This is a genomic window from Streptomyces sp. NPDC087901, from assembly GCF_044742205.1.
In the GTDB taxonomy this organism is placed as follows: Bacteria; Actinomycetota; Actinomycetes; order Streptomycetales; family Streptomycetaceae; genus Streptomyces.
Genome location: NZ_JBIUUC010000015.1, coordinates 160,768 through 182,424, shown reverse-complemented (window position 1 = coordinate 182,424; position 21,657 = coordinate 160,768). Strand labels below are relative to the sequence as shown.

21 protein-coding genes and 6 tRNA genes are annotated in these 21,657 nt (G+C 70.8%); 9 read left to right on the top strand and 18 right to left on the bottom strand.

Annotated features, from left to right (window positions below; all coding sequences use genetic code 11):
* The first annotated feature begins 66 nt into the window (after positions 1–66).
* Entirely contained in the window at positions 67–2,571 is a 2,505-nt protein-coding gene (locus tag ACIOEW_RS33975; protein ID WP_401968710.1) for an SCO7613 C-terminal domain-containing membrane protein, read from the top strand.
* A 36-nt stretch (positions 2,572–2,607) separates the two neighbouring features.
* Here ACIOEW_RS33975 and ACIOEW_RS33970 read toward each other — a convergent pair whose 3' ends face one another.
* The 7 genes from ACIOEW_RS33970 to ACIOEW_RS33940 form a co-directional block, all read right to left on the bottom strand.
* Entirely contained in the window at positions 2,608–5,352 is a 2,745-nt protein-coding gene (locus ACIOEW_RS33970; protein ID WP_401968707.1) for a Tat pathway signal sequence domain protein, read from the bottom strand.
* Between the two features lie 104 nt (positions 5,353–5,456).
* Positions 5,457–6,038, bottom strand: a complete 582-nt coding sequence (locus ACIOEW_RS33965) for a hypothetical protein (RefSeq protein ID WP_401968704.1) — start codon at positions 6,036–6,038, stop codon at positions 5,457–5,459.
* A gap of 21 nt (positions 6,039–6,059) precedes the next feature.
* On the bottom strand, positions 6,060–6,926 hold the full coding sequence (locus tag ACIOEW_RS33960; RefSeq protein WP_362549584.1) for a carbohydrate ABC transporter permease: 867 nt from the start codon (positions 6,924–6,926) through the stop codon (positions 6,060–6,062).
* Complete coding sequence (locus ACIOEW_RS33955) at positions 6,923–7,912, bottom strand: carbohydrate ABC transporter permease (RefSeq protein ID WP_401968703.1); 990 nt, start codon at positions 7,910–7,912, stop codon at positions 6,923–6,925. The genes ACIOEW_RS33960 and ACIOEW_RS33955 overlap by 4 nt, the downstream gene beginning before the upstream one ends.
* Positions 7,913–7,925: 13 nt before the next feature.
* Positions 7,926–9,209: an extracellular solute-binding protein gene (locus ACIOEW_RS33950; protein WP_362549587.1), complete on the bottom strand. Its 1,284-nt coding sequence runs from the start codon at positions 9,207–9,209 to the stop codon at positions 7,926–7,928.
* Positions 9,210–9,385: 176 nt separating this feature from the next.
* Positions 9,386–9,457, bottom strand: a tRNA-Val gene (locus ACIOEW_RS33945).
* Between the two features lie 54 nt (positions 9,458–9,511).
* Complete coding sequence (locus ACIOEW_RS33940; protein WP_362549589.1) at positions 9,512–10,003, bottom strand: TIGR02611 family protein; 492 nt, start codon at positions 10,001–10,003, stop codon at positions 9,512–9,514.
* Between the two features lie 190 nt (positions 10,004–10,193).
* Between ACIOEW_RS33940 and ACIOEW_RS33935 the strand changes: the two genes are divergently transcribed.
* A complete protein-coding gene (locus tag ACIOEW_RS33935; protein WP_003959770.1) occupies positions 10,194–10,607 on the top strand; it encodes an SsgA family sporulation/cell division regulator in 414 nt (137 codons plus the stop codon).
* Positions 10,608–11,007: 400 nt separating this feature from the next.
* Positions 11,008–11,583 carry a CGNR zinc finger domain-containing protein gene (locus tag ACIOEW_RS33930; RefSeq protein ID WP_362549591.1) on the top strand — a complete coding sequence of 192 codons (576 nt, stop codon included), beginning with the start codon at positions 11,008–11,010 and terminating at the stop codon, positions 11,581–11,583.
* A 4-nt stretch (positions 11,584–11,587) separates the two neighbouring features.
* Here the strand turns inward: ACIOEW_RS33930 and ACIOEW_RS33925 are convergent, their stop codons facing one another.
* From ACIOEW_RS33925 to ACIOEW_RS33910, 4 genes are all read right to left on the bottom strand, one after another.
* On the bottom strand, positions 11,588–11,743 hold the full coding sequence (locus ACIOEW_RS33925; protein ID WP_164494018.1) for a hypothetical protein: 156 nt from the start codon (positions 11,741–11,743) through the stop codon (positions 11,588–11,590).
* Positions 11,744–11,931: 188 nt separating this feature from the next.
* Positions 11,932–12,903, bottom strand: a complete 972-nt coding sequence (locus tag ACIOEW_RS33920; protein WP_362549594.1) for an acetylxylan esterase — start codon at positions 12,901–12,903, stop codon at positions 11,932–11,934.
* A 71-nt stretch (positions 12,904–12,974) separates the two neighbouring features.
* Positions 12,975–13,994, bottom strand: coding sequence for a LacI family DNA-binding transcriptional regulator (locus ACIOEW_RS33915; protein WP_351003408.1), 1,020 nt, complete (start codon positions 13,992–13,994; stop codon positions 12,975–12,977).
* 203 nt (positions 13,995–14,197) lie between these two features.
* Positions 14,198–14,659: a hypothetical protein gene (locus ACIOEW_RS33910; RefSeq protein WP_362549597.1), complete on the bottom strand. Its 462-nt coding sequence runs from the start codon at positions 14,657–14,659 to the stop codon at positions 14,198–14,200.
* A gap of 214 nt (positions 14,660–14,873) precedes the next feature.
* Between ACIOEW_RS33910 and ACIOEW_RS33905 the strand changes: the two genes are divergently transcribed.
* Positions 14,874–15,389, top strand: coding sequence for a DsbA family protein (locus ACIOEW_RS33905; RefSeq protein ID WP_401968699.1), 516 nt, complete (start codon positions 14,874–14,876; stop codon positions 15,387–15,389).
* 182 nt (positions 15,390–15,571) lie between these two features.
* Here ACIOEW_RS33905 and ACIOEW_RS33900 read toward each other — a convergent pair whose 3' ends face one another.
* From ACIOEW_RS33900 to ACIOEW_RS33890, 3 genes are all read right to left on the bottom strand, one after another.
* Complete coding sequence (locus ACIOEW_RS33900) at positions 15,572–16,411, bottom strand: GNAT family N-acetyltransferase (protein WP_401968698.1); 840 nt, start codon at positions 16,409–16,411, stop codon at positions 15,572–15,574.
* Between the two features lie 112 nt (positions 16,412–16,523).
* Entirely contained in the window at positions 16,524–17,345 is an 822-nt protein-coding gene (locus tag ACIOEW_RS33895; protein WP_401968695.1) for an aminotransferase class IV, read from the bottom strand.
* Positions 17,342–18,379 (bottom strand): chorismate-binding protein, encoded by a 1,038-nt coding sequence (locus ACIOEW_RS33890; RefSeq protein WP_362549837.1) that lies wholly within the window; start codon positions 18,377–18,379, stop codon positions 17,342–17,344. The genes ACIOEW_RS33895 and ACIOEW_RS33890 overlap by 4 nt, the downstream gene beginning before the upstream one ends.
* 163 nt (positions 18,380–18,542) lie before the next feature.
* Here ACIOEW_RS33890 and ACIOEW_RS33885 point away from each other — a divergent pair.
* From ACIOEW_RS33885 to ACIOEW_RS33865, 5 genes are all read left to right on the top strand, one after another.
* Positions 18,543–18,615: transfer RNA gene (locus ACIOEW_RS33885), tRNA-Gly, on the top strand.
* A 37-nt stretch (positions 18,616–18,652) separates the two neighbouring features.
* A tRNA-Cys gene (locus ACIOEW_RS33880) sits at positions 18,653–18,726 on the top strand.
* A 1-nt stretch (position 18,727) separates the two neighbouring features.
* Positions 18,728–18,799, top strand: a tRNA-Val gene (locus ACIOEW_RS33875).
* Between the two features lie 19 nt (positions 18,800–18,818).
* Positions 18,819–18,890: transfer RNA gene (locus ACIOEW_RS33870), tRNA-Val, on the top strand.
* A gap of 23 nt (positions 18,891–18,913) precedes the next feature.
* A tRNA-Val gene (locus tag ACIOEW_RS33865) sits at positions 18,914–18,985 on the top strand.
* 111 nt (positions 18,986–19,096) lie between these two features.
* Here the strand turns inward: ACIOEW_RS33865 and ACIOEW_RS33860 are convergent.
* The 4 genes from ACIOEW_RS33860 to ACIOEW_RS33845 form a co-directional block, all read right to left on the bottom strand.
* Positions 19,097–19,387, bottom strand: a complete 291-nt coding sequence (locus tag ACIOEW_RS33860; protein WP_362549608.1) for a zf-TFIIB domain-containing protein — start codon at positions 19,385–19,387, stop codon at positions 19,097–19,099.
* Positions 19,388–19,455: 68 nt separating this feature from the next.
* Positions 19,456–20,496: a phosphotransferase gene (locus ACIOEW_RS33855; protein WP_401968692.1), complete on the bottom strand. Its 1,041-nt coding sequence runs from the start codon at positions 20,494–20,496 to the stop codon at positions 19,456–19,458.
* 399 nt (positions 20,497–20,895) lie between these two features.
* On the bottom strand, positions 20,896–21,105 hold the full coding sequence (locus tag ACIOEW_RS33850) for a hypothetical protein (protein ID WP_362549613.1): 210 nt from the start codon (positions 21,103–21,105) through the stop codon (positions 20,896–20,898).
* 186 nt (positions 21,106–21,291) lie between these two features.
* On the bottom strand, positions 21,292–21,552 hold the full coding sequence (locus ACIOEW_RS33845; RefSeq protein WP_362549616.1) for a hypothetical protein: 261 nt from the start codon (positions 21,550–21,552) through the stop codon (positions 21,292–21,294).
* Positions 21,553–21,657 lie beyond the last annotated feature (105 nt).

The window sequence follows — 21,657 nt, the reverse complement described above, 5'->3', positions numbered from 1 at the left end:
ACTCAGCCGTGGATCTGAGTACCTGTGCGCATGCCCGCTCGTGTGGCCGGCAGCACACTCGCCTCCATGGAACATGTGCCGCCACCCGCCGAGGAACTGGTCATCCTCGACCGTGAGCTCGCCCGGCTCGATCTCCGCCGGTCCCAGCTGCTGACCCGTCGTACCTGGCTGCTGAGCGTGCTGAATGCGCCCGGTCCCCGGCCGGCCACGCCGCACGCATCGCAGTTCCCCCAGCCTCCGGCCCCTGCCGGGGCTCCGGCCTCCTTCGCGCCGCCTGCTCCCCCGGCCCGTACCCGTAGTGCGCAGAATGCGCTGCTCGTCCTCGGCGGTCTGCTGCTGACGATCGCCGCGATCGCGTTCACCCTGGTCAGCTGGGGTCAGATGGGGATCGGTGGCCGCTCGGCGGTCCTGACCGCGGTCACGGTCGCGGCTCTGGCCGCGCCCGCGATGCTCCTGCGGCGCGGCCTGTCCTCGACGGCGGAGGCGCTCGGGGCGCTGGCGTCGGTGCTGATGGTGCTGGACGCCTTCGCCCTGTATCTGGTCGCGGTTCCGGAGGCCGGCGCGCTGGGGTACGCGGCGACCGCCTCGGCCGTACTGGCGGTGCTCTGGGCGGCCTACGGTCTGCTGCTGGACCGGCTGCGGCTGCCGCTGCCCCTGGCCGTGGTCAGCGCGCAGCTGCCGCTGGTGCTGTGGGCGTGGGCCGGGGAAGCGGACGCCCTGGTGTTCGCCGCCGCGCTGCTGGCGACGGCGGCACTGGACTGTGCGATCGCCATGTGGTTCAAGGGAGTTGCGGTCCGGGTCACGGCCTGTGCCGGCCTCTGGGTCACCGGTGGTTCGGGGCTGCTGGTGGCTCTGGCGAAGTCGATGTCGGCCGAGGGGCCGGCAGGTGCGGTGGTGCCGGGGGCGCTGCTTCTGGCCGGTGCGGTGATCGCTCTCGTGGGGGCCCGGCGAGCACCGGCGGCTCTCGCGGTGGCCGCAGGTGTGGTGGCCGGGCTGGCCGCTGTCGCCGCGGTGGGCGGGGTCATGACCGCTGAGGTGTCCGGCGGCTGGGCGGTGCCGGTGTATCTGGTGTGCGGCGGGCTCCTGTTGCTGGGTGTACGGGCTCCGCTGGGGCGTCCGGCCGCGCAGGGGCTGATGTGGGCGGCGGGTTCGGTGACGGCCGCGTCGGTGCTGTACTCGGCCGCCCCGGTCGCGGTGGTGCTGGTGGGTCCGGTGGCTCAGTTGGGCCGGTTGTGGTCGGAGGCGCCGTACGCGGGTGTCCGGGGAGCGCTGGGGGCCACGGATCTGCCGTGGCAGGAGATGGCGGCGGCTCCGGTGGTGCTGCTGGCGGTGGCTGCGGGGCTCGGGGCTGCGTACCGGTCATGGGAGGGCGTGGTGCGGTGGGCCGGTCCGGCACTGTCCCCCGGTCCCGTGTGGCGGACGGCCGCCGCTACGTTCGCGGTGGTGGTCGGCTGGGCAGGGCTGACGGTGCTGCCGCCCGCGCTCAACGTCTCGTACACGGCGGCTGTTTCGTTGCAGTCGATGCTCGTCGCGGTGGTTCTGGCCCTCGCGTTGGGCGCGTTGCGCCGCGGGATGACGGGTGTGGCGGTGACCGCGTGGGTGTGCGCGTCGGTCGGTGCGGTGAGCGTGGCGTTGCTGTCGCTGGGTTCGGAGCCGGCCACTTATGCGGTGTTCGGGGCGCTGTTGCTGATGTTCGCCGGCGCCGCGACGGCGTTGGAAGGGCCTGAGGATCCGTCGCGTTCCGCGGTGTTCACGACCGTGCAGGCGGTGGTGGTGTGTGCGGCGGTGGTCTGTGCCGCGGTGCTCGCCGTCGCGTTCGGGGCGTCGATGGGGCTCGCGGTGTACGAGGCCGCGCCCGTGCTGCTCGTCGTCCCCGCGGTGACGGCCGGGCTGGGTGCACGGCTGAAGGGGCACTCGGTGGCGCTGCCGCTCGAACTGACCGGCGGGGCGGTGGGCCTCGCCGCGGTCGTGGCGGCTCTCGGTGACCCGCCGTTCCTGGCTCTGGTGCTGGCCCTCTGCGGGGTACTGGCGGCGGGTACGGCGCTGCGCCCGGAGCGGCGGGAGGCTGCCGGGTATCTCGCGACGGTGCTGTTCGTCCTGGCGTCCTGGGTGCGGCTGTCCGCGTCCGGGGTGTCGTCGCCGGAGGCGTACACGCTGCCGGTGACGGTGCCTGCGCTCGTGATCGGTGTGCTGCGCCGTCGTCGCGATCCCGCGGCGTCCTCGTGGACCGCGTACGGGGCGGGCCTGGCGGTGACGCTGGTGCCGGCGCTCTTCGCCGCCTGGGTCGACCCGCACTGGCTGCGGCCACTGTTGCTGGGGGTGGCGGCGCTGGTGATCACGCTGCTGGGGGCGCGGCTGCGGCTCCAGGCGCTGCTGGCACTGGGCGGTGCGGTGCTGGCGCTGGACGCGGTGCACGAGCTGGCGCCGTATGTGGTGCAGGTGGTGGGTGCGATGCCGCGCTGGGTGGCGCCCGCGCTGGCCGGGGTGCTGCTGCTGGCCGTGGGGGCTACGTACGAGAAGCGGCTGCGCGACGCACGGCGGCTGAGGGACGCCCTGGGCCGCATGCGGTGACGTACCGCATGCCGGCCCGGGGCGCCCTCACGGGCCTCAGGCCGGCATGCGGTCGCCGACCAGTGCGAGGTTCTCGATGGCGGCGAGTCCGTACAGCGCGGTGTCGTTGGTGTAGACCCAGTTGGCCTCGCTGCCCGGGACGGTGGTGACCGGGCCGCTCACCTTCTCGGTCTTCCAGGGGGCGGATTCCTTGTAGCCGTCGCTGTTGTAGAACTTCTCCCAGGCACGGGCGGCGAGCTTCTCGTCGCCCGTCTGCACGGCGGCGTACGCGTCCATCCGGGAGTGGCCCTGGAAGAGGAGCAGACTGCCGAAGTTGGATCCGTAGCGGGCGGCCTGCTCGGTCTTGCTCGCGTTGAAGTAGCGGCAGTAGTCGAGGTACGCCTCCTTGAACTTCGGCATGTCGATGAGGCCGATGAGTTCGGCGCACAGTTCGTTGAGTCCGAAGACTCCGGACAGGTGGGAGACGCTGACGACGGGTTCGGTGGCGACGGCGAACCTCCCGGTGTCCAGGTCGTAGAGGCCGCTGCCCTGCACGAAGCCGTTGGGCTGGGCGGCGATGGTCTCCATGGTGCCGAGCACCCGGGCCTTCGCCTTATCGGCCTGAGGCCCGCCGCGCTCCCATTCGGTGAGCCACGCGGAGACGAGTCCGCTCCAGTCGGTGCCGAAGCCGACGGACAGGGCGTGCCGGTCCGGGGTGTAGGGCTCGGTACGGATCTTGCGGAGCGGGTCGAGGCCGAGGAAGGTCTCGTCGGAGTCGACGTTGGCGCGCATCAGGTCGCCGACGCGTTCGTCCGCGGTGAGGAAGTAGTAGAAGCGCCGGTAGGTGGTGTTGGCGATGCGCTGCTGCTTGGCGCTGTCCGCGTAGTGCTGGACGCCGTGGCGGGTGCCGAGGCCGGCCCAGTCGCCGAGGTGGTAGACGTCGACCTCGCCGGTGTGGCGGGTCATGGCTTCGGCGAAGCGGAAGATGTCGGCGCGCCCCGAGCGCAGGTAGGCGTACCAGAGCCAGAGGTCGGGCGAGAGCTCGGAGTTGTCCCAGGCGTAGCCGCCCACGTCGTAGCGCCACTGGTGCCTGGCGGGGTCGTACGAGTGCATGATGTCGCCGTAGTCCCAGAAGCCGTACCAGCGGCGCATCTCGACCTGGTCCTTGTAGTACGTGAACAGGAAGTCCAGGTGGTCCTCGATCTTCGTCCTGGCGGGGGTGGAGCGGTCGACCGGGGAGAAGAGCCCGCCGAAGACACCCGCCCCGATGAGCTGGGACGGCGGAGCGACGAGCTGTGGGAGGGTGCGCACGGTTCGGGTCTGCTGGGCGAGGGCCTCGGCGCTGGGGGTGGAGTCGTTGGCCCAGAAGACGAGTTCGCTGGTGCGGGCGATGCCGTACGGGGTACCGAAGCCGGGCTCGTAGTCCTCGTAGGTGATGTTGAGGCCTTCGAGCTGTTCGGCATAGGTGTCCTGGCCCAGGCCGTCGTGGTAGAAGCGCAGGTCCATCGGTTCCGCTTCGGGCGACCAGAGCCAGAGGGTGACCTCGGCGGCTGCGGTGTCGGCGCCGCGGATGTCGAGCTGGGCGGGGAACTTCTCCCAGAAGTCGCGCAGCCCGAAGGAGAGTCCGCCGCTCGCGCCGCCCACGTATCCGAAGCCGGAGGCACGCCGGCCGCCGCCCGCGGCGATCCAGCCGTGGCCCTTCTTGGTGCGCTTGCGCAGGGAGAAGCCGTCGGCGGAGAGCTGGCTGAGGGTGTAGTCGCCCCAGGTGGGGATGAGCGGGAGGCGGGTGGTGACGCGCTGGTCCCAGGTGGCCGGGTCGGGCAGTTTCGTGCCCTCGAACTGGGCCGCCTGGACCGCCGCTCCCGGGTCGCGGCGCAGTCCGGTGATGCCCTTGACGGCTTCGCGGAGCATGCCGCTCTCGTCGCCGCCGATGCGGATGTGGCGGTCGTAGGTCTCGTCGCGCATGGGCACGGTGAAGCGGACGCCGAGGCCGCGGATGAAGTCTCCGCTCGCCTTGCCGGGTTCCTGGGTGCCGTCGAAGGTGATGGTGTGCATCATGCGGAACGATTCGGCGCCCGCGTAGAAGTAGAGCCGGACGGAGAACGGGAGCCAGGAGCGGTTGCCGTGGCGGTGCTTGCCGTCGATGCGGACGACGGCGCGGACCGGGCCGCTCTGTTCGACCTCGGTCTTGCTGATCGCGCTCTCGAAGCGTTCGTACTTCTGCTGCCCCTGGTCGCCGTCCTCGATCTCGCCCTGGCGGATCAGGACGAGACGGCCGTCCTTCGCGATCTCGGTGGAGCCGCGGGTGAGGGAGGTGACGAGCGAGGAGCCGGTCTTGCCGATCTTCGCGGTGATGACGCCGGTGGAGACGGTGATCGAGCCGCCGCTGTTCTTGACGGTGACCTTGTTGGCCGCGGCGGCGGGTTCGCCTGTGGCGAGGGTGAACTTCTTGGCGCCGGCGGCCTCGGGTCCGACCGCGTGGGCGGTCCACTTGAGGGATCCGTCGGGCCATTTGGCGGTGGCCCAGGTCTGGACGGGGATGTCCTTGCCGTCGGCGGTGGCGAGGGCGAACTTCTGGTCGGCGGGGTAGCGCCCCTTGGCCCAGGGGACACCGAAGGTGGAGCCGGGGGCGGCGCCGAGGCCTTCCTCCTCCAGCCAGCCGATCTCGACGGGGCCTTCGGTGGCCTTCCCGGTGGCGGCTGTGGCCTGCTGGGCGGTGTCGTTCAGCACCCAGGAGAAGGGGGTGGCCGCGCCTGCGACGGCGGCTGCCCTGAGGACGGTGCGGCGGGGGATCGGGGACATCACGACTCCAATTCGTGGCGAGAATGCGTGGCGAAAATGGGCATGACTGATCGCACGCTGACGCGTGGTGGCAAGTGGTTCGGTAGGTGGGTCCGGCCGCCGGATCAGCGGCGGTCGGCGGCGACCGCCGCGGCGGCCAGACAGCCGAGGGCGGGCGCGGCCAGGGGCGGCACCTGCCAGGTGGCGAGGGCCAGGGCGACGAATCCGCCGACGAGCAGCAGCGATCCCGCCGGGTCGGTGAAGGTGCGGCGGCCCGCGGTCCGTGCGGTCTGGGCCCATGGGGTGCCGGGCCGCCAGGCGGCGGCCGTACGCAGCCCCCAGACGGCCACAGCCGGCAGGCCGAGCAGGCTCACGGCGATGAGCGGACGGCCGCCCGGCAGCAGGCCGGACCGGGCGACCTGCCAGTCGAAGGCGAGCAGCGCGAGCGCCGCCCACCACAGCAGGGAGATCCGCCAGCCGCTGCGGAACGCCTCCCGTACGTCGGCGGCGAACTCTCGCACCCCGCCCGCCTCACCGGCCAGATACCGGCGCAGGTGCCTGCTCCCCGCGGCGAAGGCTGCGGGGAACGTGACGAGGGGCAGGGCGGCGACGGTGATCCACACGCCGGTGAGCAGGCATTCGGAGAAGACGCTGAATCGCTCCCGGACGAAGGAGGTCCTGGGTGCGGCGGGGGATTTCGTCGCCATGGATTTCGTCGCCACGGTTGTTCAGCCCTTCAGGCCGGAGGTGGCCATGCCGTCGATGAGGTAGCGCTGGAAGGCCAGGAAGAAGGCCAGTACCGGCAGCAGCGCCACCAGCGACATCGCGATCATGCCGCCGTAGTCGGCGACGGCGTCCTGGTCGATGAACATCCGCAGCCCCATCGAGACTGTGTACTTGTCCGGCTCGTTGAGGTACAGCAGGGGGCCCATGAAGTCGTTCCAGGCCTGGATGAAGGTGAAGATGGCACTGGTGATGAGCGCGGGCCGGCACAGCGGCATCACGATCGACCAGTAGATCCGCAGGTGGCCGCAGCCGTCCAGCCGGGCGGCCTCGTCGAGTTCCTTGGGCAGTCCGCGCATGAACTGGACCATGAGGAAGACGAAGAACGCGTCGGTGGCGAGGTACTTGCCGATCAGCAGCGGAGTGAAGGTGTTGATCAGCTCCAGCTTCTGGAACATCACGTACTGGGGAATGATCAGTACGTGATACGGGAGCAGCAGCGTCCCGATCATGATGGCGAACATGATGTTGCGCCCGGCGAAGCGGACCCTGGTGAAGGCGTAGGCCGTGAGCGAGCAGGAGATGACGACGCCGATGACCGAACCGACGGATATGTAGGCGGAGTTCAGGAAGAACTTCCAGATCGGGATGTCGGCGATGCCGTCGGCGAGCCGACGGTAGTTGTCGGTGATCGGATCGGTCGGGAAGAGGTTCAGCGCGCCGACGATGTCCTCGCTCGGCTTGAACGAGGCGCCGATCGTCCACACCACCGGGTAGAGAACCACCACGAGGAGGGCGAGCGCGCCGATGTGCCAGGCGAGGGAGCCGGGAAGCCGGCGTCGTACGGCGGCAGCGGTGTCCATCGGGGTCATCGGCCCCCCTCCTCGTAGTGCACCCAGCGCTTCTGGGACCAGAACAGCACGGCGGTGACCAGGCCCACGGCGACGAGCAGCAGCCATGCCATGGCGGAGGCGAAGCCCATGCGGCTGTTCGCGAAGCCCTGGTCGTACAGGTAACAGGTGTAGACGAGTGTCGCGTCGGCCGGTCCGCAGCTGCCGTTGCTGACGATGTAGGCCGATCCGAAGATCTGGAAGGAGTGGATGGTCTCCAGCAGGACGTTGAAGAACAGCACCGGCGAGATCATCGGCAGGGTGACGCTCCAGAACCGGCGCCAGGGGCCGGCCCCGTCCATCTCCGCCGCCTCGTACAGCTCCCTGGGGACCTGCTTGAGGCCGGCCAGGAAGATGACCATCGGGGCGCCGAACTGCCAGACCGTGAGGGCCACCAGCGCATAGATGATCATGTCCGGGTCGCCGATCCAGCCGCCCGCGTCGATGCCGAACAGCTGCTGTCCGCGGTCGACGACGGCGTCGTCGGAGAACAGGGCGCGCCAGACGATGGCGGCCGAGACGCTCGCGCCGATCAGCGACGGGGCGTAGAACGCGGCCCGGTAGAAGGACTGGCCCCAGCGTTTCTGGGCCAGCAGCATGGCCACGGCGAGTGCGGCGGCCAGCTTGATCGGGGTGCCGATCACCACGTACCAGGAGGTCACCTTGACCGACTGGCGCCAGCGGGGGTCGGCGAACATGTCGGTGAAGTTCTTCAGGCCCACCCACTTCGGGGCGTCGAACAGGTTGTAGTCGGTGAACGCGAGGTACAGCGAGAACACCATGGGCCCGGCGATCAGGAACAGGAAGCCCGCGATCCAGGGCGACATGAAGAGATAGCCGGTCAGATTCTCGCGGTGGCCCCGCGGTCGCGGAGCGGGCCGGGTCTTGCGTCCCGGGCCGTTCCGCTCCACGGCGGCGGGGTCCTTGTCGAGGACCGGGCCGCTCGTGGAGGTCTGGATGTGAGTCACCGCGTCATTCCTCTCAGTTCGAGGCGAGGGCGGTCTTCGCCTCGGAGAAGAACTGCTTCACGGAGTCCTCCGGCGAGGCCTTGCCCAGGGACATGTCGCCCGCGATGCGCAGGAACGCCGCCTCGACGACATCGGCGCCGGCCGGGTGCGGGGTGATGGGCTCCAGCACGCCGGCCTTGGCGATCTCGGTCTCGTAGGCGCCGATCGCCTTGCTCGGGGCGTCGGTGGGCTGGAAGGCCTCGAACTGTGCGGTGGTGGCGGGGACTCCACGGTCGTAGCCCATGATGCGGGCGACCGCGGGGTCGTGGGTCATGAAGCTGATGAAGGTCGCGACCTCGGCGGGGTGCTTGGTCCGGGCCGTGCCGCTCAGCATCAGGGAGCCGAGGTACTGGCCGGTCTTCTTGCCGTCGGTGCTCGGGATGGGGGCGAGGCTGTAGCTGCTCTTGCCTTCGGCGCTGTAGCGGACGGAGAAGTTGTCCCAGGTGAACTCACCTGCCGAGAGGCCCTTGGCGAGGGCGGAGGCGGGCTTGATCTGCTCGACCTTCTTCTGGTCGGCGTAGACGCCGGACTTGACCCGGGCGAGCGCCTCGGTCCAGTACGGCAGCAGTTCGTTCTCGCCGAAGCCCATGCCCTCCTCGGTGAAGAACGCCTTGCCGTTCTGGCGGAGGACCAGGTCGTACAGGTACATGACGCCGTGCGGACCGGAGTCGCCGGCTATGCCCTGACCGGACTTGATCTTCTGCAGGCCCGCGTACCAGTCGTCCCAGGTCCAGCCGAGGCTGTGGTCGACGCCGGCCTTCTCGAAGACCTTCTCGTCGATGACCAGGGCCATCGAGTTGCTGCCGACCGGCACGCCGAGCAGCTTGCCGTCGATCTCTGCGAACTTCTCCAGTCCGGCGCGGAAGCCGTCCATCTGGAGGTTGCCCTTCTTCGCCTGCGGGTTGAGGTCGAGCAGGACGTTCTTCGCCTCGTACTTGCGCAGGAAGGTCACGGCGTTCTGGATGACGTCCGGCGGGTTGCCTCCGGCCGCCTGGGTGTTGAACTTCTTCCAGAAGTCCGGGTACTGCTGGAAGTCCGTCTTCACCTTGATCTTCGGGTGCTTCTTCTCGAAGAGCTTGACGCACTCCTGGACCTTCTTCGCCCGGTCGTCGGCGCCCCACCAGGCATGCCGGATGGTGACCGGCCCGTTCGAGCCGCCGCCCGAGCCGCAGCCGGCCGCGGTCAGCCCGAGACCGGCAGCCGAGAAGCCCGCGAGCTTCAGCATCTGCCGCCGGTCCATGCCCTGGTTCCGAGACATAGTTCGCCCCTACGCTTGATTGAATCGTTTTAGAAAGCGCTTGCCGGGTCAAAGTAAGGAGCGGCACCGGCGACGTCAATGGCTGGGACGAAAATCGATCGAAGCGCTTGAACGGGGCAGCCCGAAACGCCGACGGCCCGGAAGCTTCAAGAAGCTTCCGGGCCGTCGGTCCGGGGTGGGCGATACTGGGTTCGAACCAGTGACCTCTTCGGTGTGAACGAAGCGCTCTCCCACTGAGCTAATCGCCCGGGCGCACGCCAAACATTACCCCATGTCAGCGGCGCCCCCCGACCACCTCCGGGTCACTCGTGGATCTTCCACGGCATGACGATTCCGAACTTCCACACATAGATCCCCACCAGCACCGCGATGATCACGAGGCCGATCACCGTGAGCGCGATGTTGCGCCTCCGGACCTTGGGATCGAGTGCCCGCTGGGCGGCCTCGGTGACCTTCCGCCGCGTCCAGCGCAGCACCAGCTGGGCCCAGACGAACTCGGTCGCCCAGATCGCCATGCCGCCGAAGATCACCAGCCAGCCGGGACCCGGCAACGGCAGCATGACGATGCCCGCCGCCACCACGGCCAGGCCGACCACGAACACACCGACCTGCCAGCTCAGGTGCAGCGTCCTGGACGCCTTGATGAACCCGGGCGCCCTGGAGCCGAGCTCCCGGTCCTCCTTCGTCACACCCTCCGTGACGTCCCCCGTCACGCTCTCGCGCACTTCCCCCGTCGCGGGCGCCGGATCCGCCGATGCGGCGGCCCCGTCCCGCTCGTCACTCTCCGCATTCATGGGGGCCAACCTACCGGAACGCTCCTCGTCACCGGAATGGCCGCATAACCCAAAGTTACACACCGCTGTACGAGCTACCTGAAGGATCACAAAACGGTCAGAGGGGTTTACAACGCCACCGTAGGTGGCATGTCGATTTCGCCGACGTGCGAATCCCCGAGCGCACACTGAGCGAAAGGCCCTGGCGCTTATGAACACCACGGTCAGCTGCGAGCTGCACCTGCGCCTCGTTGTGTCGAGCGAGTCCTCACTGCCTGTACCCGCGGGCCTGCGGTATGACACGGCCGATCCGTATGCCGTGCACGCCACCTTCCACACCGGAGCGGAGGAGACGGTCGAGTGGGTTTTCGCCCGCGACCTCCTTGCCGAAGGGCTGCACAGGCCCACCGGCACCGGAGACGTCCGCGTCTGGCCATCCCGAAGTCACGGCCAGGGCGTCGTCTGTATCGCACTGAGCTCCCCAGAGGGCGAAGCCCTGCTGGAGGCCCCTGCACGAGCCCTGGAGTCGTTCCTGAAAAGGACCGACGCCGCGGTTCCGCCGGGGACCGAGCATCGTCACTTCGATCTCGATACGGAGCTCTCACACATCCTGGCCGAAAGCTGAGCCAGGCCGAGAACCGCACGGCGCCGTCGACTCGGGGAGACGGCGCCGCACGGACAACCTCATACGGCTGACACCGGCGCCGCCACCACGGAATCCACCGTGGTGGCGGCGCCGGTCCGCGTTCCCCGCGCTTGTGAGGGCCCGACGCTCCCGCCGAGCCCGCCCAGGCGCCCGCTCGCCCCGCGTCCGCGATCCCCCCGCACAGCCGCGGGCCCAGCCGGCCCCACCGGGGCCCTCACGTGCCCGCCACGCACCCGCGCACCCCGCTTCTGTCCGGACGGCCGACAGGTGCGCCCCAGGGGCCCCAGGCGCCCTCGCGCCCCTGTGCGCCGGAGGTGAGCCAGTAGAGTCAGCCGCCATCGGCGCGCGTCCCGCCCGCCGGAGGCCAGGGAGCGGAAGCGTGCTGATCCCCCACGACACCCGGATCGCCCTCGAAACGGTGGTCGATCTGGTGAACACCGCGCCGGAGAGCGAGCGGCCCGAGGCCGGCTCCCCCGTCGACGGGCTCGCCGACATCGAGGCGTTGTACGCGTTCGCCGGACGCCACCGCGTGAGCGGGGTGAACAAGCTCGACGACAGGGACCTCCGCGCCGTCCACGACGTACGGGCACGGTTCGCCGACGTCTTCGCCGCGGCCGACGCACAGGTCGCCGCCTCGCTCGTCAACGCGCTCGTGGCCGCCGCGGGCACCACGCCGCAGCTCAGCAACCACGACGGCTACGACTGGCACGTGCACTACTTCGCGCCCGACGCCTCGCTCGCCGACCATCTGGCAGCCGACTGCGGCATGGCTCTCGCGTTCATCATCGTGGCGGGCGAGACGGAGCGGCTGCGGCGCTGCGAGGCGCCGGACTGCCGGCACGCCTTCGTCGATCTCTCGCGCAACCGCTCCCGTCGCTACTGCTCCAGCCGCACCTGCGGTAACCGCTTGCACGTCGCCGCATACCGGGCGCGCCGCAGGGAAGCGGCCGGCTGACGGCTCACAGCACGAAGAGATCATGCAACGCGGCCATCAGCAGCAGGCCGCCGATCACCGTGAGGAAGATCATCAGAGGGGGCTGGGAAAGCGCGAAGAGGCAGCCACGCGGCTCTTCGGCAGGGGGTGCGGGGGCATCGCCCCGGGAGGTGTCCACCATCTCGGGACGATCATGACGCAGACCGGCCCCCATCTGCGGCCAACATGCTTTTTCGTGACGGGAGTTCACCCGCCGAAGGGGGCGCCGAATCGCTCCGGCGTCCGATCACCCGTCAGGCTTTCGGAACTCCGCTCCCCTTCGGCCCTTCAGGACTCCGCCACCGCACCCCGGCCAACGGTCCCGCCCCGTCAGCCCAGGTCGCGCAACATGCGCAGCTGCACCGCGCGATGGGCTGACGCACCGCCCTCGTGACCGTTCCAGGGGTAGACCTCGATCTCCTTGGGGCCTGCCCAGTTGTTGTAGGCGGCGAAGACCGTGGACGGCGGGCAGATGGGGTCCATGAGGGCCACGGAGTACAGCACCGGCATGTCCGCGCGGGCGGCGAAGCTGATGCCGTCGAAGTAGGAGAGAGTCCGGAACACCTGGTCGGCATGGCCGTGCTGGGTGGCCAGGAAGCGCACGATCTCCTGGTACGGGTCCTTGTCGGTGATCTCGACGGCCCGCCGGTAGTGCGTCAGGAACGGTACGTCGACGAGCGCGGCCTTGACGTGCGGGCTCAGTCCCGCCACCGCCTGGGCGATGCCGCCGCCCTGGCTGCCCCCGTGCACGACGATCCGGGCCGGGTCGACGGACGGGTGGGCGCGGGCGACCTCGACGGCGCGCACCGCGTCGGTGAACACCCGGCGGTAGTAGTACTCGTCGGGGTCGAGGATGCCGCGGGTCATGAATCCGGGCGACTGCGGGTTGGCGCCGCCGTGCGGGTCGGCGGTGGAGCCCGCCGAGTGGCTGTTGACGGCACCCTGGCCGCGGGTGTCCACGACCAGGGTGGCCCAGCCGGCGGCGGGCCAGACCAGGTGGTCGAGAGGCAGTCCGCGCCCGCTGCCGTAGCCCAGGTACTGGATGACGGTCGGCAACGGGCCCTCGGCTCCGGCGGGCACGTTCAGCCAGGCACGTATGCGGTGGCCGCCCCAGCCGGCAAACGACACGTCCTGGGCTTCCACGTTGCTGAACGCGGCGTCGTAAGAACTGAATTCGGCGTCCAGCGGGTGCGCACCGGCCTCGTCGAGGGTGCGGCGCCAGAAGGCGTCGAAGTCGTCGGGTTCACCGGACTCCGGCCGGTAGGTGCGGAGTTGGTCCAGGGGCAGGTCGAACAAGGACACGGCTTCTCCAATTCGGGCATGCGGAAGGGAACGGCGGAGGGCAGTTCGGGGTGAGGGCCGGGCGACAGAGTTCAGCGGGGAGTGGAGCTCGATGCGCGCACGACGAGTTCCGGCTGGAGCACGACGCTGCGGTGCTCGTGGGTGCCGTCCTCGTCGTCCGCCTCCTCCAGCAGGAGTTCGGCGGCCATCCGGCCCATCACGACCGCGGGCTGGCGGACCGAGGTGAGCGGTACGGCAGCGGCAGCGGCGAATTCGATGTCGTCGTATCCGACGATGGCGATGTCCTGCGGCACCCGTACCCCCGCCGCGTACAGGGCCTGGAGCACGCCCAGGGCGAGCAGGTCGTTCGCGCAGAACACCGCGGTGGGGCGCGGGACGAGCCCGAGCAGCCGGGCCCCGGCGTCACGGCCCGCCGCCACGTCGAGGCGGTCGGAGGGGATCTCGACGAGGGCCTCGGGCGGGAGCCCGGCCTCGGCGAGGGCGGACAGCGCTCCCTGGCGGCGGTCCCTGATCTGGTGCAGGTCGCCGGGTCCGCTGACGTACGCCACCGAGCGGTGCCCGGCCGAGATCAGATGGCCGACGGCCAGGGTGCCGCCCCGCACGTCGTCGACGGACACGGCGCAGGTCCCCGTACCGGATGCCACCCGGTCCACCAGAACGTAGGGAATCCGGTGGCGGGCGAAGGATTCGAGGTTGCGGCCGGTCGCGTCGGCCGGGGTGACCAGTACGCCGCATACGCGCTGTTCCGCGAAGAGACCGAGATATTCGGCCTCTTCCGCGGGGCTCTGGCCGCTGTTGCAGACCATGACCCCGAGTCCCGCCTGCCGGGCGGCGCGTTCGGCGCCGCGGGCCACGTCGACGAAGAAGGGGTTGCCCATGTCCAGGACGAGGAGCGCCATGATCCGGCTGCGGCCGGCCCTGAGCTGGCGGGCCGACTCGCTGCGGACGTATCCGAGCTCCTCGATGGCGGCCAGCACCCGGGCCCGGGTCTCGGGCAGCACCGCCTCGGGGCGGTTGATCACATTGGAGACCGTGCCCACGGAGACCCCGGCCTGCCGGGCCACATCCTTGATCCCTGCCACACGCGCCACTAGTCCTGCCCCACTGCCCTGGCCGCGCTCGTCAAGCGGCGTCACCCCATCGTACGGACGGGTGTGAATGAATTGTTTCAATCCGGTCGGGACGCTAGCCTTCCGGCCGAACCCCGTCAAGGATCATGCCTGAATCGATTCAGGCAGGCGACTGCTCTCGGCGTCCGAAGCGGGCCGGAGGCGGGCCGGCCCGGGGGTGGCTTTCAGATGCCGTGCTTCTTCAGGATGGCCTCGATGTCGCTGAAGTCGTCGCCCTGCCCTGCGGCGGCGGACTCCTTCTTCGGCTTCGGCTTCTGCCGCGGCTCGACGGCCGGTACGCCCGCCCCCAGCGAGGGAGCCGAGGCCGCCGGCGCCAACGCTTCGCCCTGCGCGCCCCGGGCGGCCGCCTTGCGCTCCTTGCGGGTACCCCCGCCGCGGCGCTCGATCGCGCGCGTGGTCATGAACAGCAGCCAGGCCACCCCCAGCACCCCGAAGCCGAGCCAGACGCTCGGCTTGAAGGCGATGTCCGACACCCACTCGACGACGCCGGTCAGCACCAGGCCGATCGGGACCAGGGAGTAGGCGGCGATCCTGGTCGCCGCGAGGAACCGCTTCCGGTACGCGGTGACGGCGGCGATACCCAGGCCCGCCGCGGACACCGCGGAGCAAATGGTCTCGGCAAGCATCGGTGCCTCCAGGCGCAGGGGAAACGTCCCTTCCATCCTGCACCGGAGACCGGGCGGGCGGCCACGCTCCGAGCCCGCATCAGGGACATTTCAGGGCCGGGATCCTCCCCAGGTGCCGTACGGGCCACACCGGGCATGCTCGACGTGCCGCCCGGCTCATCCTCCCCCCGATGCCGGTCGTAGCGCCCCCCAGGCGTCCTGGGAGACTGGCCCCATGAGTGATTCCATCCCCGCAGCACCGGTCGTCCTCGATGTCTGGTGCGAGCTCGAGTGCCCCGACTGCCACCAGGCCCTCACCGACGTGCACGCCCTGCGCGCCCGGTACGGCGGCCGGATCGACATCCGTTTCCGGCACTTCCCGCTGGAGAAGCACAAGCACGCCCACGCGGCGGCGCAGGCCTCCGAGGAGGCCGCGGTGCAGGGCAAGGGCTGGCCGTACATCGAGGCGGTGCTCGCCCGCACCGCCGACCTCAGCCGTACCGGCGAGCCGCTGCTGGTCGAGGTGGCGGGGGAGCTGGGTCTGGACGCCGAGGAGTTCGACACGGCCCTGATCGACGGCCGGCACATGCTGATCGTCGACGCCGACCAGGCCGAGGGCAAGGCGATCGGGGTCACCGGCACGCCCACGTACGTGATCGGTGGCGAGCGGCTGGACGGCGGCAAGAGCCAGGAAGGGCTGCGCGAGCGGATCGAGGCGATCGCCGACCGGCTGCTCGCCGAACAGGGCTGAGGCAGGAGAGCGGGCCGCGCCGGGCTGCCTGCGACGCCCCGGCGTGACCCGCCCGCCAGAGTGGTGGCTCGAAGCGGCGCGCGCGCCCGAGCGGCCACGTGACGGGTCAAAGCGGCGCGCGCGCCCGAACGGCCGGGTGACGGGTCAAAGCGGCGCGCGCGCCCGAACGGCCGGGTGACGGGTCAGAGCGGTTTGGCCAGGTTGTACCGGGTCGGCTCGTAGCCGAGCGACTCGTAGAGCCGCAGCGCCGGCCTGTTGGCCGTGACGACGTGCAGGCCCAGCCGCGCGTCGCCGGCCGCGAGCGCGAGGCGTTCGGCCTGGAGCATCAGCGCCCGGCCGTATCCCCGTCCCCGGAAGCGTTCGTCCACCTCGACATCGAAGACGTAGCCGATCACCAGGCCCGGGTGCATCTCGAACCGCGCCACCCAGAGGAACCCCACCTTCTCGTCCTCGTGGACGAGGTGCTGCAGCTGCGCGCCCTCGGTGGCGAGGCCCTGCGGCAGATGCCTGGCGTGCGACGCGCGGGCCGCCGGCAGCGCCGACTCCTGCGGGGTCCCGCGTGCCACCAGGCTCTCCGCGTAGACAGCGATCGCGCCGTCCTCCCAGGCCGTGAACTCCTCCGGCGTCATCGGCCGCGCGCTCAGCCCGTCGGGCAGCGCCGGGGGGTCGGAGGCCAGCCGCTTGATCATGTTCCGGCTGCGTTCTGTGTAGCCGAGTGCAGCGGTCAGCCGTTGTCCCGCGGTGTTGTCGGCGGCGACGTCGGTCCGCACCTGGGTGCAGCCCCAGTCCCGCAGCACTTCTTCGGCCGCGAGCGCGGCGATGGTGCCCCGGCCGCGCCGCCGGACCGACTCGTCGATCCGCAGGGACCGCAGCACTCCCGTCCCACCGCGCGGCCCGGGAGGCTCGGCGGCGATCTCCACGGCACCGACGGGCCGCCCGTTGTCGCACACGTCGTACGCGCGGCTCTGTGCGCCGTCGGCGCCTGACTGGATCGGCCCGGACGGCCGGAGTGTCGTGGTCATCAAAGGGTTTCTATCCCCTGCGCACGGGCCCGTCATCCGCTTTTGCGGGTTGGGTCCGCGCTGCGGTCGTGCCTCCCTGCGAGATCGGGCCGGGTTCCGGGCGCTTCTCCGGTCACGGGTCCAGATCGTCGGCTGCCCGCTCGCCGAAGACGCGCATCGCCTTGGCGGTCACCGGCCCCGGCCCGCCGGGCAGCTCCCGGCCGTCGACCCGGTGGACGGCCTGGATGTCGCGGAGGGTGGAGGTCAAGAAGATCTCCTCGGCCCGGTCCAGGACGTCGAAGGGCAGGTCCGTCTCCTGTGCCCCGGTCCACTCCACGGCCAGTGCGCGGGTGATCCCGGCCAGGCAGCCGGAGGCGACCGGCGGCGTGTGCAGCTGTCCGTCGAGGACGACGAAGACGTTGGAGCCGGTGCCTTCGCAGAGCCGGCCGACGGTGTTGGCGAACAGCGCCTCGGACGCGCCCTGCTCGTGGGCCCGGGCGAGAGCGACGACGTTCTCCGCGTACGAGGTGGTCTTGAGCCCGGTGAGCGCGCCGCGTTCGTTGCGCGTCCAGGGAACCGTGATGACCGCGGTGGTGTCCGGGCGGCGCCCGGCCTCGCCGAGCGCGACGACCAGCCCGGGTCCCGCGGTGCCGCGGTCTGAGCCGAGCGGTGAGATCCCGCCGGTGTAGGTGATGCGGAGCCTGCCGAGCGCGGCCGGGTTGGCCTCGATGACGGCGTCGCAGGCCCGGCGCACCTCGTCCAGGTCGGGCGCGGGCAGGCCGAGGCCCAGGGCGGAGCGGGTCAGCCGGTCGAGGTGGCGGGTGAGCGCGAACGGCCTGCCGTCGGCGGTCCTCACCGTCTCGAAGATGCCGTCGCCGACGGTGAGCCCGTGGTCGAGCACGGACACCCGGGCATCATCGGCGACCCTCAGTCCCCCGTTGACCCAGATCTTCATGGTGCGGTCCTTCCGGTTGCTTCGTATGCGCCCGACGCTACCGCGAGCAGCCTGGACGCCTTCAGTTCGGTCTCGTCCCATTCGCGTTCCGGATCCGAGCCCCAGGTGATGCCGGCGCCGGTGCCGAACCGCAGCACCGGGACGTCGCCCGTGCGGTCGGTCCAGAAGGTGCGGATGCCCACGGCGAGCGAGGCGGTGGCCCGGTCGGCGTCCACCCAGCCGATGCCGCCGCAGTACGGGCCGCGCGGGGCGGTCTCCAGTTCCTCGATGATCCTCAGCGCGCTGGACTTGGGCGCCCCGGTCACCGAACCCGGCGGAAAGGCCGCGGCGAGCAGCTCCGGCCAGCCGGTGCCGTCGGCGAGCCGGCCGCGCACGGTGGAGACGAGGTGGACGAGGCCCGGGTGCTTCTCGACGGCGCAGAGTTCGGGGACCGTGACCGATCCGGTGGCGCAGACCCGGCCCAGGTCGTTGCGGACCAGATCGACGATCATCACGTTCTCGGCGTGGTCCTTCTCCAGCAGATCCGCCTCGGTGCGGCCGGTGCCCTTGATCGGTCCGGACGCGACCGTGCGGCCGTCCCTGCGCAGGAACAGTTCCGGCGAGGCGGTCGCGATCTCCACGCCGTGGCCGGGAAGCCGAATCGTTCCTGCGTACGGCGCCGGGTTGCCGCGCGCCAGCAGTGCTGTGAGGGCGTCCACGTCCGCCGCGGCCGGGTCGGGCAGCGGCGCCGTCATCACGCGGCAGAGATTGGCCTGGTACACCTCGCCCGTCGCGATGTACGCGCGGATACGTCGCACGCCCGCCGTGTACGCGGCACGGTCGAGCGACGACGTCCAGTCACCGGCGGCCGGACCGTGCCAGGCGCCGCGCACCGGTGCGGGCACGGCCGCGGTACGCACGGTGGCGAAGCGGGCACAGACGAGCCGGCCCTCGAAATCGGCCGACACCGCCCAGAAGCCGGACGAGTCGAGGGCTGCGGGATCACTGGTCACATCCTGCAGATCGGAGGCGACGAGGCCGCCGAAGCGGGCCATTGGAGCGAGGTCGTGCACGTCGGTGAGTCTAGGACGGCGCGCGGTGACCTGCGCCGGGGCGAGCGCACCTCAGCACGCTGCACAAACGCGTTTTTGTACTGGCCCCGGAATCCGCTAGAGTTCAACACGTCGCCGGGACACGCAAGTGAACCGGAACCGACAAGCGGACGTAGCTCAGTTGGTAGAGCGCAACCTTGCCAAGGTTGAGGTCGCCAGTTCGAACCTGGTCGTCCGCTCGCAGAAGGTGGGGGATCTTCCCGAACCCCCACCCCTGGTGGAGTGGCCGAGAGGCGAGGCAACGGCCTGCAAAGCCGTCTACACGGGTTCAAATCCCGTCTCCACCTCCAAGGACGATTAGCTCAGCGGGAGAGCACTTCCCTGACACGGAAGGGGTCACTGGTTCAATCCCAGTATCGTCCACTGATCCGCAAGGATCCCCGCGCGATTAGCTCAGCGGGAGAGCGCTTCCCTGACACGGAAGAGGTCACTGGTTCAATCCCAGTATCGCGCACGCAGTACACGCAGGTTCACCCTGCGCGATTAGCTCAGCGGGAGAGCGCTTCCCTGACACGGAAGAGGTCACTGGTTCAATCCCAGTATCGCGCACAGCCCGAAGCCCCGGTCGTCTCGACGACCGGGGCTTCGTCGTTGCCGCAGGTGCCTGTGCCCGCGGCCAGGACACGCTCCGTCCGGGCCGCGGGCACAGGGCGGTCCGGATCAGGACGAGAAGAGCATCCGGCCGAAGCTCTTCTGCCGGTAGTGGCCCTGGTGGTGTCCACCGTGGTGCTGCTGCGGGGCGCCCCAGGCGGGCGCGGGGGCGGCCGGGTAGGCCTGCTGCGGGGCGGGCGGCGCCGGCGGAGCCTGCTGCGTCCACTGCGCCTCGATGCGGGTCAGGGACTCCAGCTCGCCGTAGTCCAGGAATATCCCCCGGCAGCCGCTGCACTGCTCGATCTGAATGCCGTTGCGGTTGTACGTCTGCATCTGTGCGTGGCACTTGGGACACTGCATCTGCGGGCTCACTCCTCGCCGTCGGTTAGCCGTCGCCGGAATGCATGCCCGGCGGCGGTCGGTTCACCCTACGACGACTGACCGGCGGCCAACTCGGGCGGGAGAGCGGCAATTCGGGCACAGGCATCGATCATCACCTGTTCCACCTCATCCGGAGCCCTGTGCTCCGCCGCGGACTTGGCGAGGGCCAGCGCCGCCGTCTGTACGGTCAGGGCGCGGGCCGCGAGGTCCAGCTCGGGCCATGGGTCGCCGTCGGCACGTACCGCGGGGCCGCCCGCGGCCCGGTAGGCGCCCAGGAAGCGGAACCAGACCTCGGGGGGCAGCAGCCCGGCCGCGTACCAGGCGGCGGGCCGCGCGAGGTCCCAGGCGGGGTCGCCCGGTCCCGAGTCGTCGACGTCGATCAGCAGCCACGCACCGTGCGGCGCGGAGTGCCGGACGAGCTGGCCCAGGTGCAGATCACCGTGGCAGAGGACGTGCGCACGGTGCGCGGGAGCGGGCGCCTCGTCCCGCACCCAGGGCGGCAGCCCGCGCCAGGCTGCGAGCACGGAGGCATGGGCCCGATCGCCCGGCCGGGCCGCCCGCATCCGGGCCACGGCGAGCGCGGCCTTCGCCGGGCCCCTCATGGCGGGCAGCACGGGTGGCGTCGCCCGTACGTGCGGTGCGCCGGGGCCGGGCTGAACCGGCACCGGACGGGCGCGGTGAAGGCGGGCCAGCAGGACGGCCGCCTCCTCCCATGGCGCCGTGTCGGGGTCGCCCGCGTCCACGGGCTCCCCGTAGGGCCACAGGGTGACCGGGCGGCCGTGCAGCTCGGTGAGGTACGGCGAGGCGGCGCCGGACACCGCCGGTCCCGCGGCGGGCGGGACAAGGAGGGGGGCGAGCAGGACGCCGGCCAGGCCGGGGTCGGCGGCCAGGCCGAGACGCAGGGACAGCGCGGCAGTGTCCGTACCGGCGGCGTGGGCCTTGGCGACGACGGGGCCGCAGCGGACGACGGTGCCGTCCGCACGGTCCGCGAGGACGGCCGGCGGCGGGCAGGTACACCGGGGCCCGGGACGGGCGTGGGCCGCTTCATGGGCCAGGGCGCCCAGCGCACGTATGACTGCGGTGGTCACGGACTCCCCCGGTGGCACAGGATCGGCGGGCCCGGCCGGCGCCGCACCCGCCGCAGAGCGTACGCGGATCGCGCCGGCCGACCGGCGGACGGGGGTGTACGCCTCCGGAGCCGGGCGGGTCTCCGGGTCAGGGCTCCGGGGCTCCCTTGCCCCAGGTCTCCGGGTCCCCGGTCTCAGGATCCCGGGATCCCGGGATCCCAAGGTCTATCTCCGGGTCTCCGGATCCACAGCTCCCGGTCACGCGGCATCGGACCGTGGCCGCACGGCCCCGGACAGCGCGATGTCCGGTCAGCTCCCCAGCTGACCGGACAAACGCTGCCGTCCGCCGCACCCCCGTCCCCACGGGGTTGTTGGCCGGATGTCCCGGTCCGGACCGCTCTCCCGGACCCGGGGCGCCGCTCAGCGCCCCAGCATCACGCCCACGGACGACGCTTGTGTGACCACTGCGTCCCAGCCGCCGAAGACGACTGCGAGCAGGGCCGCCAGAGGAAGAACCATGGCCGTCGCCACCAACGGGTGACGCTTGCCGGACGACGGGCGGCTGCCGAACGAGGCATAGGCCCTGCGTCCCTGCGTGCGGATCATCGTCCGCGCTGCCGTGTCCGCCATGATTCCTCTCCTGACCTGAATATGGAGCGGCGGGCGTGTGACCTCGGGGGACGAGTGCAACGCCCGCCGCTTGACTTCAACATTAGGGATCCGGGAAGCGGGCGGCGTCATGCCCGCGTACCGAATGCCGGGCCTCCCGGAGGATGAGCCGTGAGCGGTCGGCTACTCCCCTGGGTGGAGACCGGTCTACCGGACGTTGGGGTCATCCCGGAGGGGACGCTCGGAGTCGTCCTCCCTGGGAACCGGTTGTTCGACCAGGGCGAGCACCCTGGTCGCCATGAAGCGGGCGGTGCGCACCACCGACCCGCTCCGCGTGACTTCACTCACTTCGACCACCCCGCGGCGGACCGCGGTCTCCACCCTGCGCCCTGCCCTGGAGGCCACTACTTCGTAGGTTCGGGTCGTGTCTCCGGCGTCCACGACTATCTCGACTCGATCGCCCTTCATTGATCCAATCCCCCTTCTGCGACGGACCTTTGAGATCTCGCACGGGCCGGGGAGCCGGGATCCGCGGCTCCCTGACCACTCCTCAAGTTTCCCACCCGGCACTGA

Coding starts and splice junctions, on each gene's coding strand:
- ACIOEW_RS33975 (WP_401968710.1), top strand. CDS start 67: ATGGAACATGTGCCGCCACCCGCCGAGGAACTGGTCATCCTCGACCGT.
- ACIOEW_RS33970 (WP_401968707.1), bottom strand. CDS start 5,352: ATGTCCCCGATCCCCCGCCGCACCGTCCTCAGGGCAGCCGCCGTCGCA.
- ACIOEW_RS33965 (WP_401968704.1), bottom strand. CDS start 6,038: ATGGCGACGAAATCCCCCGCCGCACCCAGGACCTCCTTCGTCCGGGAG.
- ACIOEW_RS33960 (WP_362549584.1), bottom strand. CDS start 6,926: ATGACCCCGATGGACACCGCTGCCGCCGTACGACGCCGGCTTCCCGGC.
- ACIOEW_RS33950 (WP_362549587.1), bottom strand. CDS start 9,209: ATGTCTCGGAACCAGGGCATGGACCGGCGGCAGATGCTGAAGCTCGCG.
- ACIOEW_RS33940 (WP_362549589.1), bottom strand. CDS start 10,003: ATGAATGCGGAGAGTGACGAGCGGGACGGGGCCGCCGCATCGGCGGAT.
- ACIOEW_RS33935 (WP_003959770.1), top strand. CDS start 10,194: ATGAACACCACGGTCAGCTGCGAGCTGCACCTGCGCCTCGTTGTGTCG.
- ACIOEW_RS33925 (WP_164494018.1), bottom strand. CDS start 11,743: ATGGTGGACACCTCCCGGGGCGATGCCCCCGCACCCCCTGCCGAAGAG.
- ACIOEW_RS33910 (WP_362549597.1), bottom strand. CDS start 14,659: ATGCTTGCCGAGACCATTTGCTCCGCGGTGTCCGCGGCGGGCCTGGGT.
- ACIOEW_RS33905 (WP_401968699.1), top strand. CDS start 14,874: ATGAGTGATTCCATCCCCGCAGCACCGGTCGTCCTCGATGTCTGGTGC.
- ACIOEW_RS33900 (WP_401968698.1), bottom strand. CDS start 16,411: ATGACCACGACACTCCGGCCGTCCGGGCCGATCCAGTCAGGCGCCGAC.
- ACIOEW_RS33895 (WP_401968695.1), bottom strand. CDS start 17,345: ATGAAGATCTGGGTCAACGGGGGACTGAGGGTCGCCGATGATGCCCGG.
- ACIOEW_RS33890 (WP_362549837.1), bottom strand. CDS start 18,379: ATGGCCCGCTTCGGCGGCCTCGTCGCCTCCGATCTGCAGGATGTGACC.
- ACIOEW_RS33860 (WP_362549608.1), bottom strand. CDS start 19,387: ATGCAGTGTCCCAAGTGCCACGCACAGATGCAGACGTACAACCGCAAC.
- ACIOEW_RS33850 (WP_362549613.1), bottom strand. CDS start 21,105: ATGGCGGACACGGCAGCGCGGACGATGATCCGCACGCAGGGACGCAGG.
- ACIOEW_RS33845 (WP_362549616.1), bottom strand. CDS start 21,552: ATGAAGGGCGATCGAGTCGAGATAGTCGTGGACGCCGGAGACACGACC.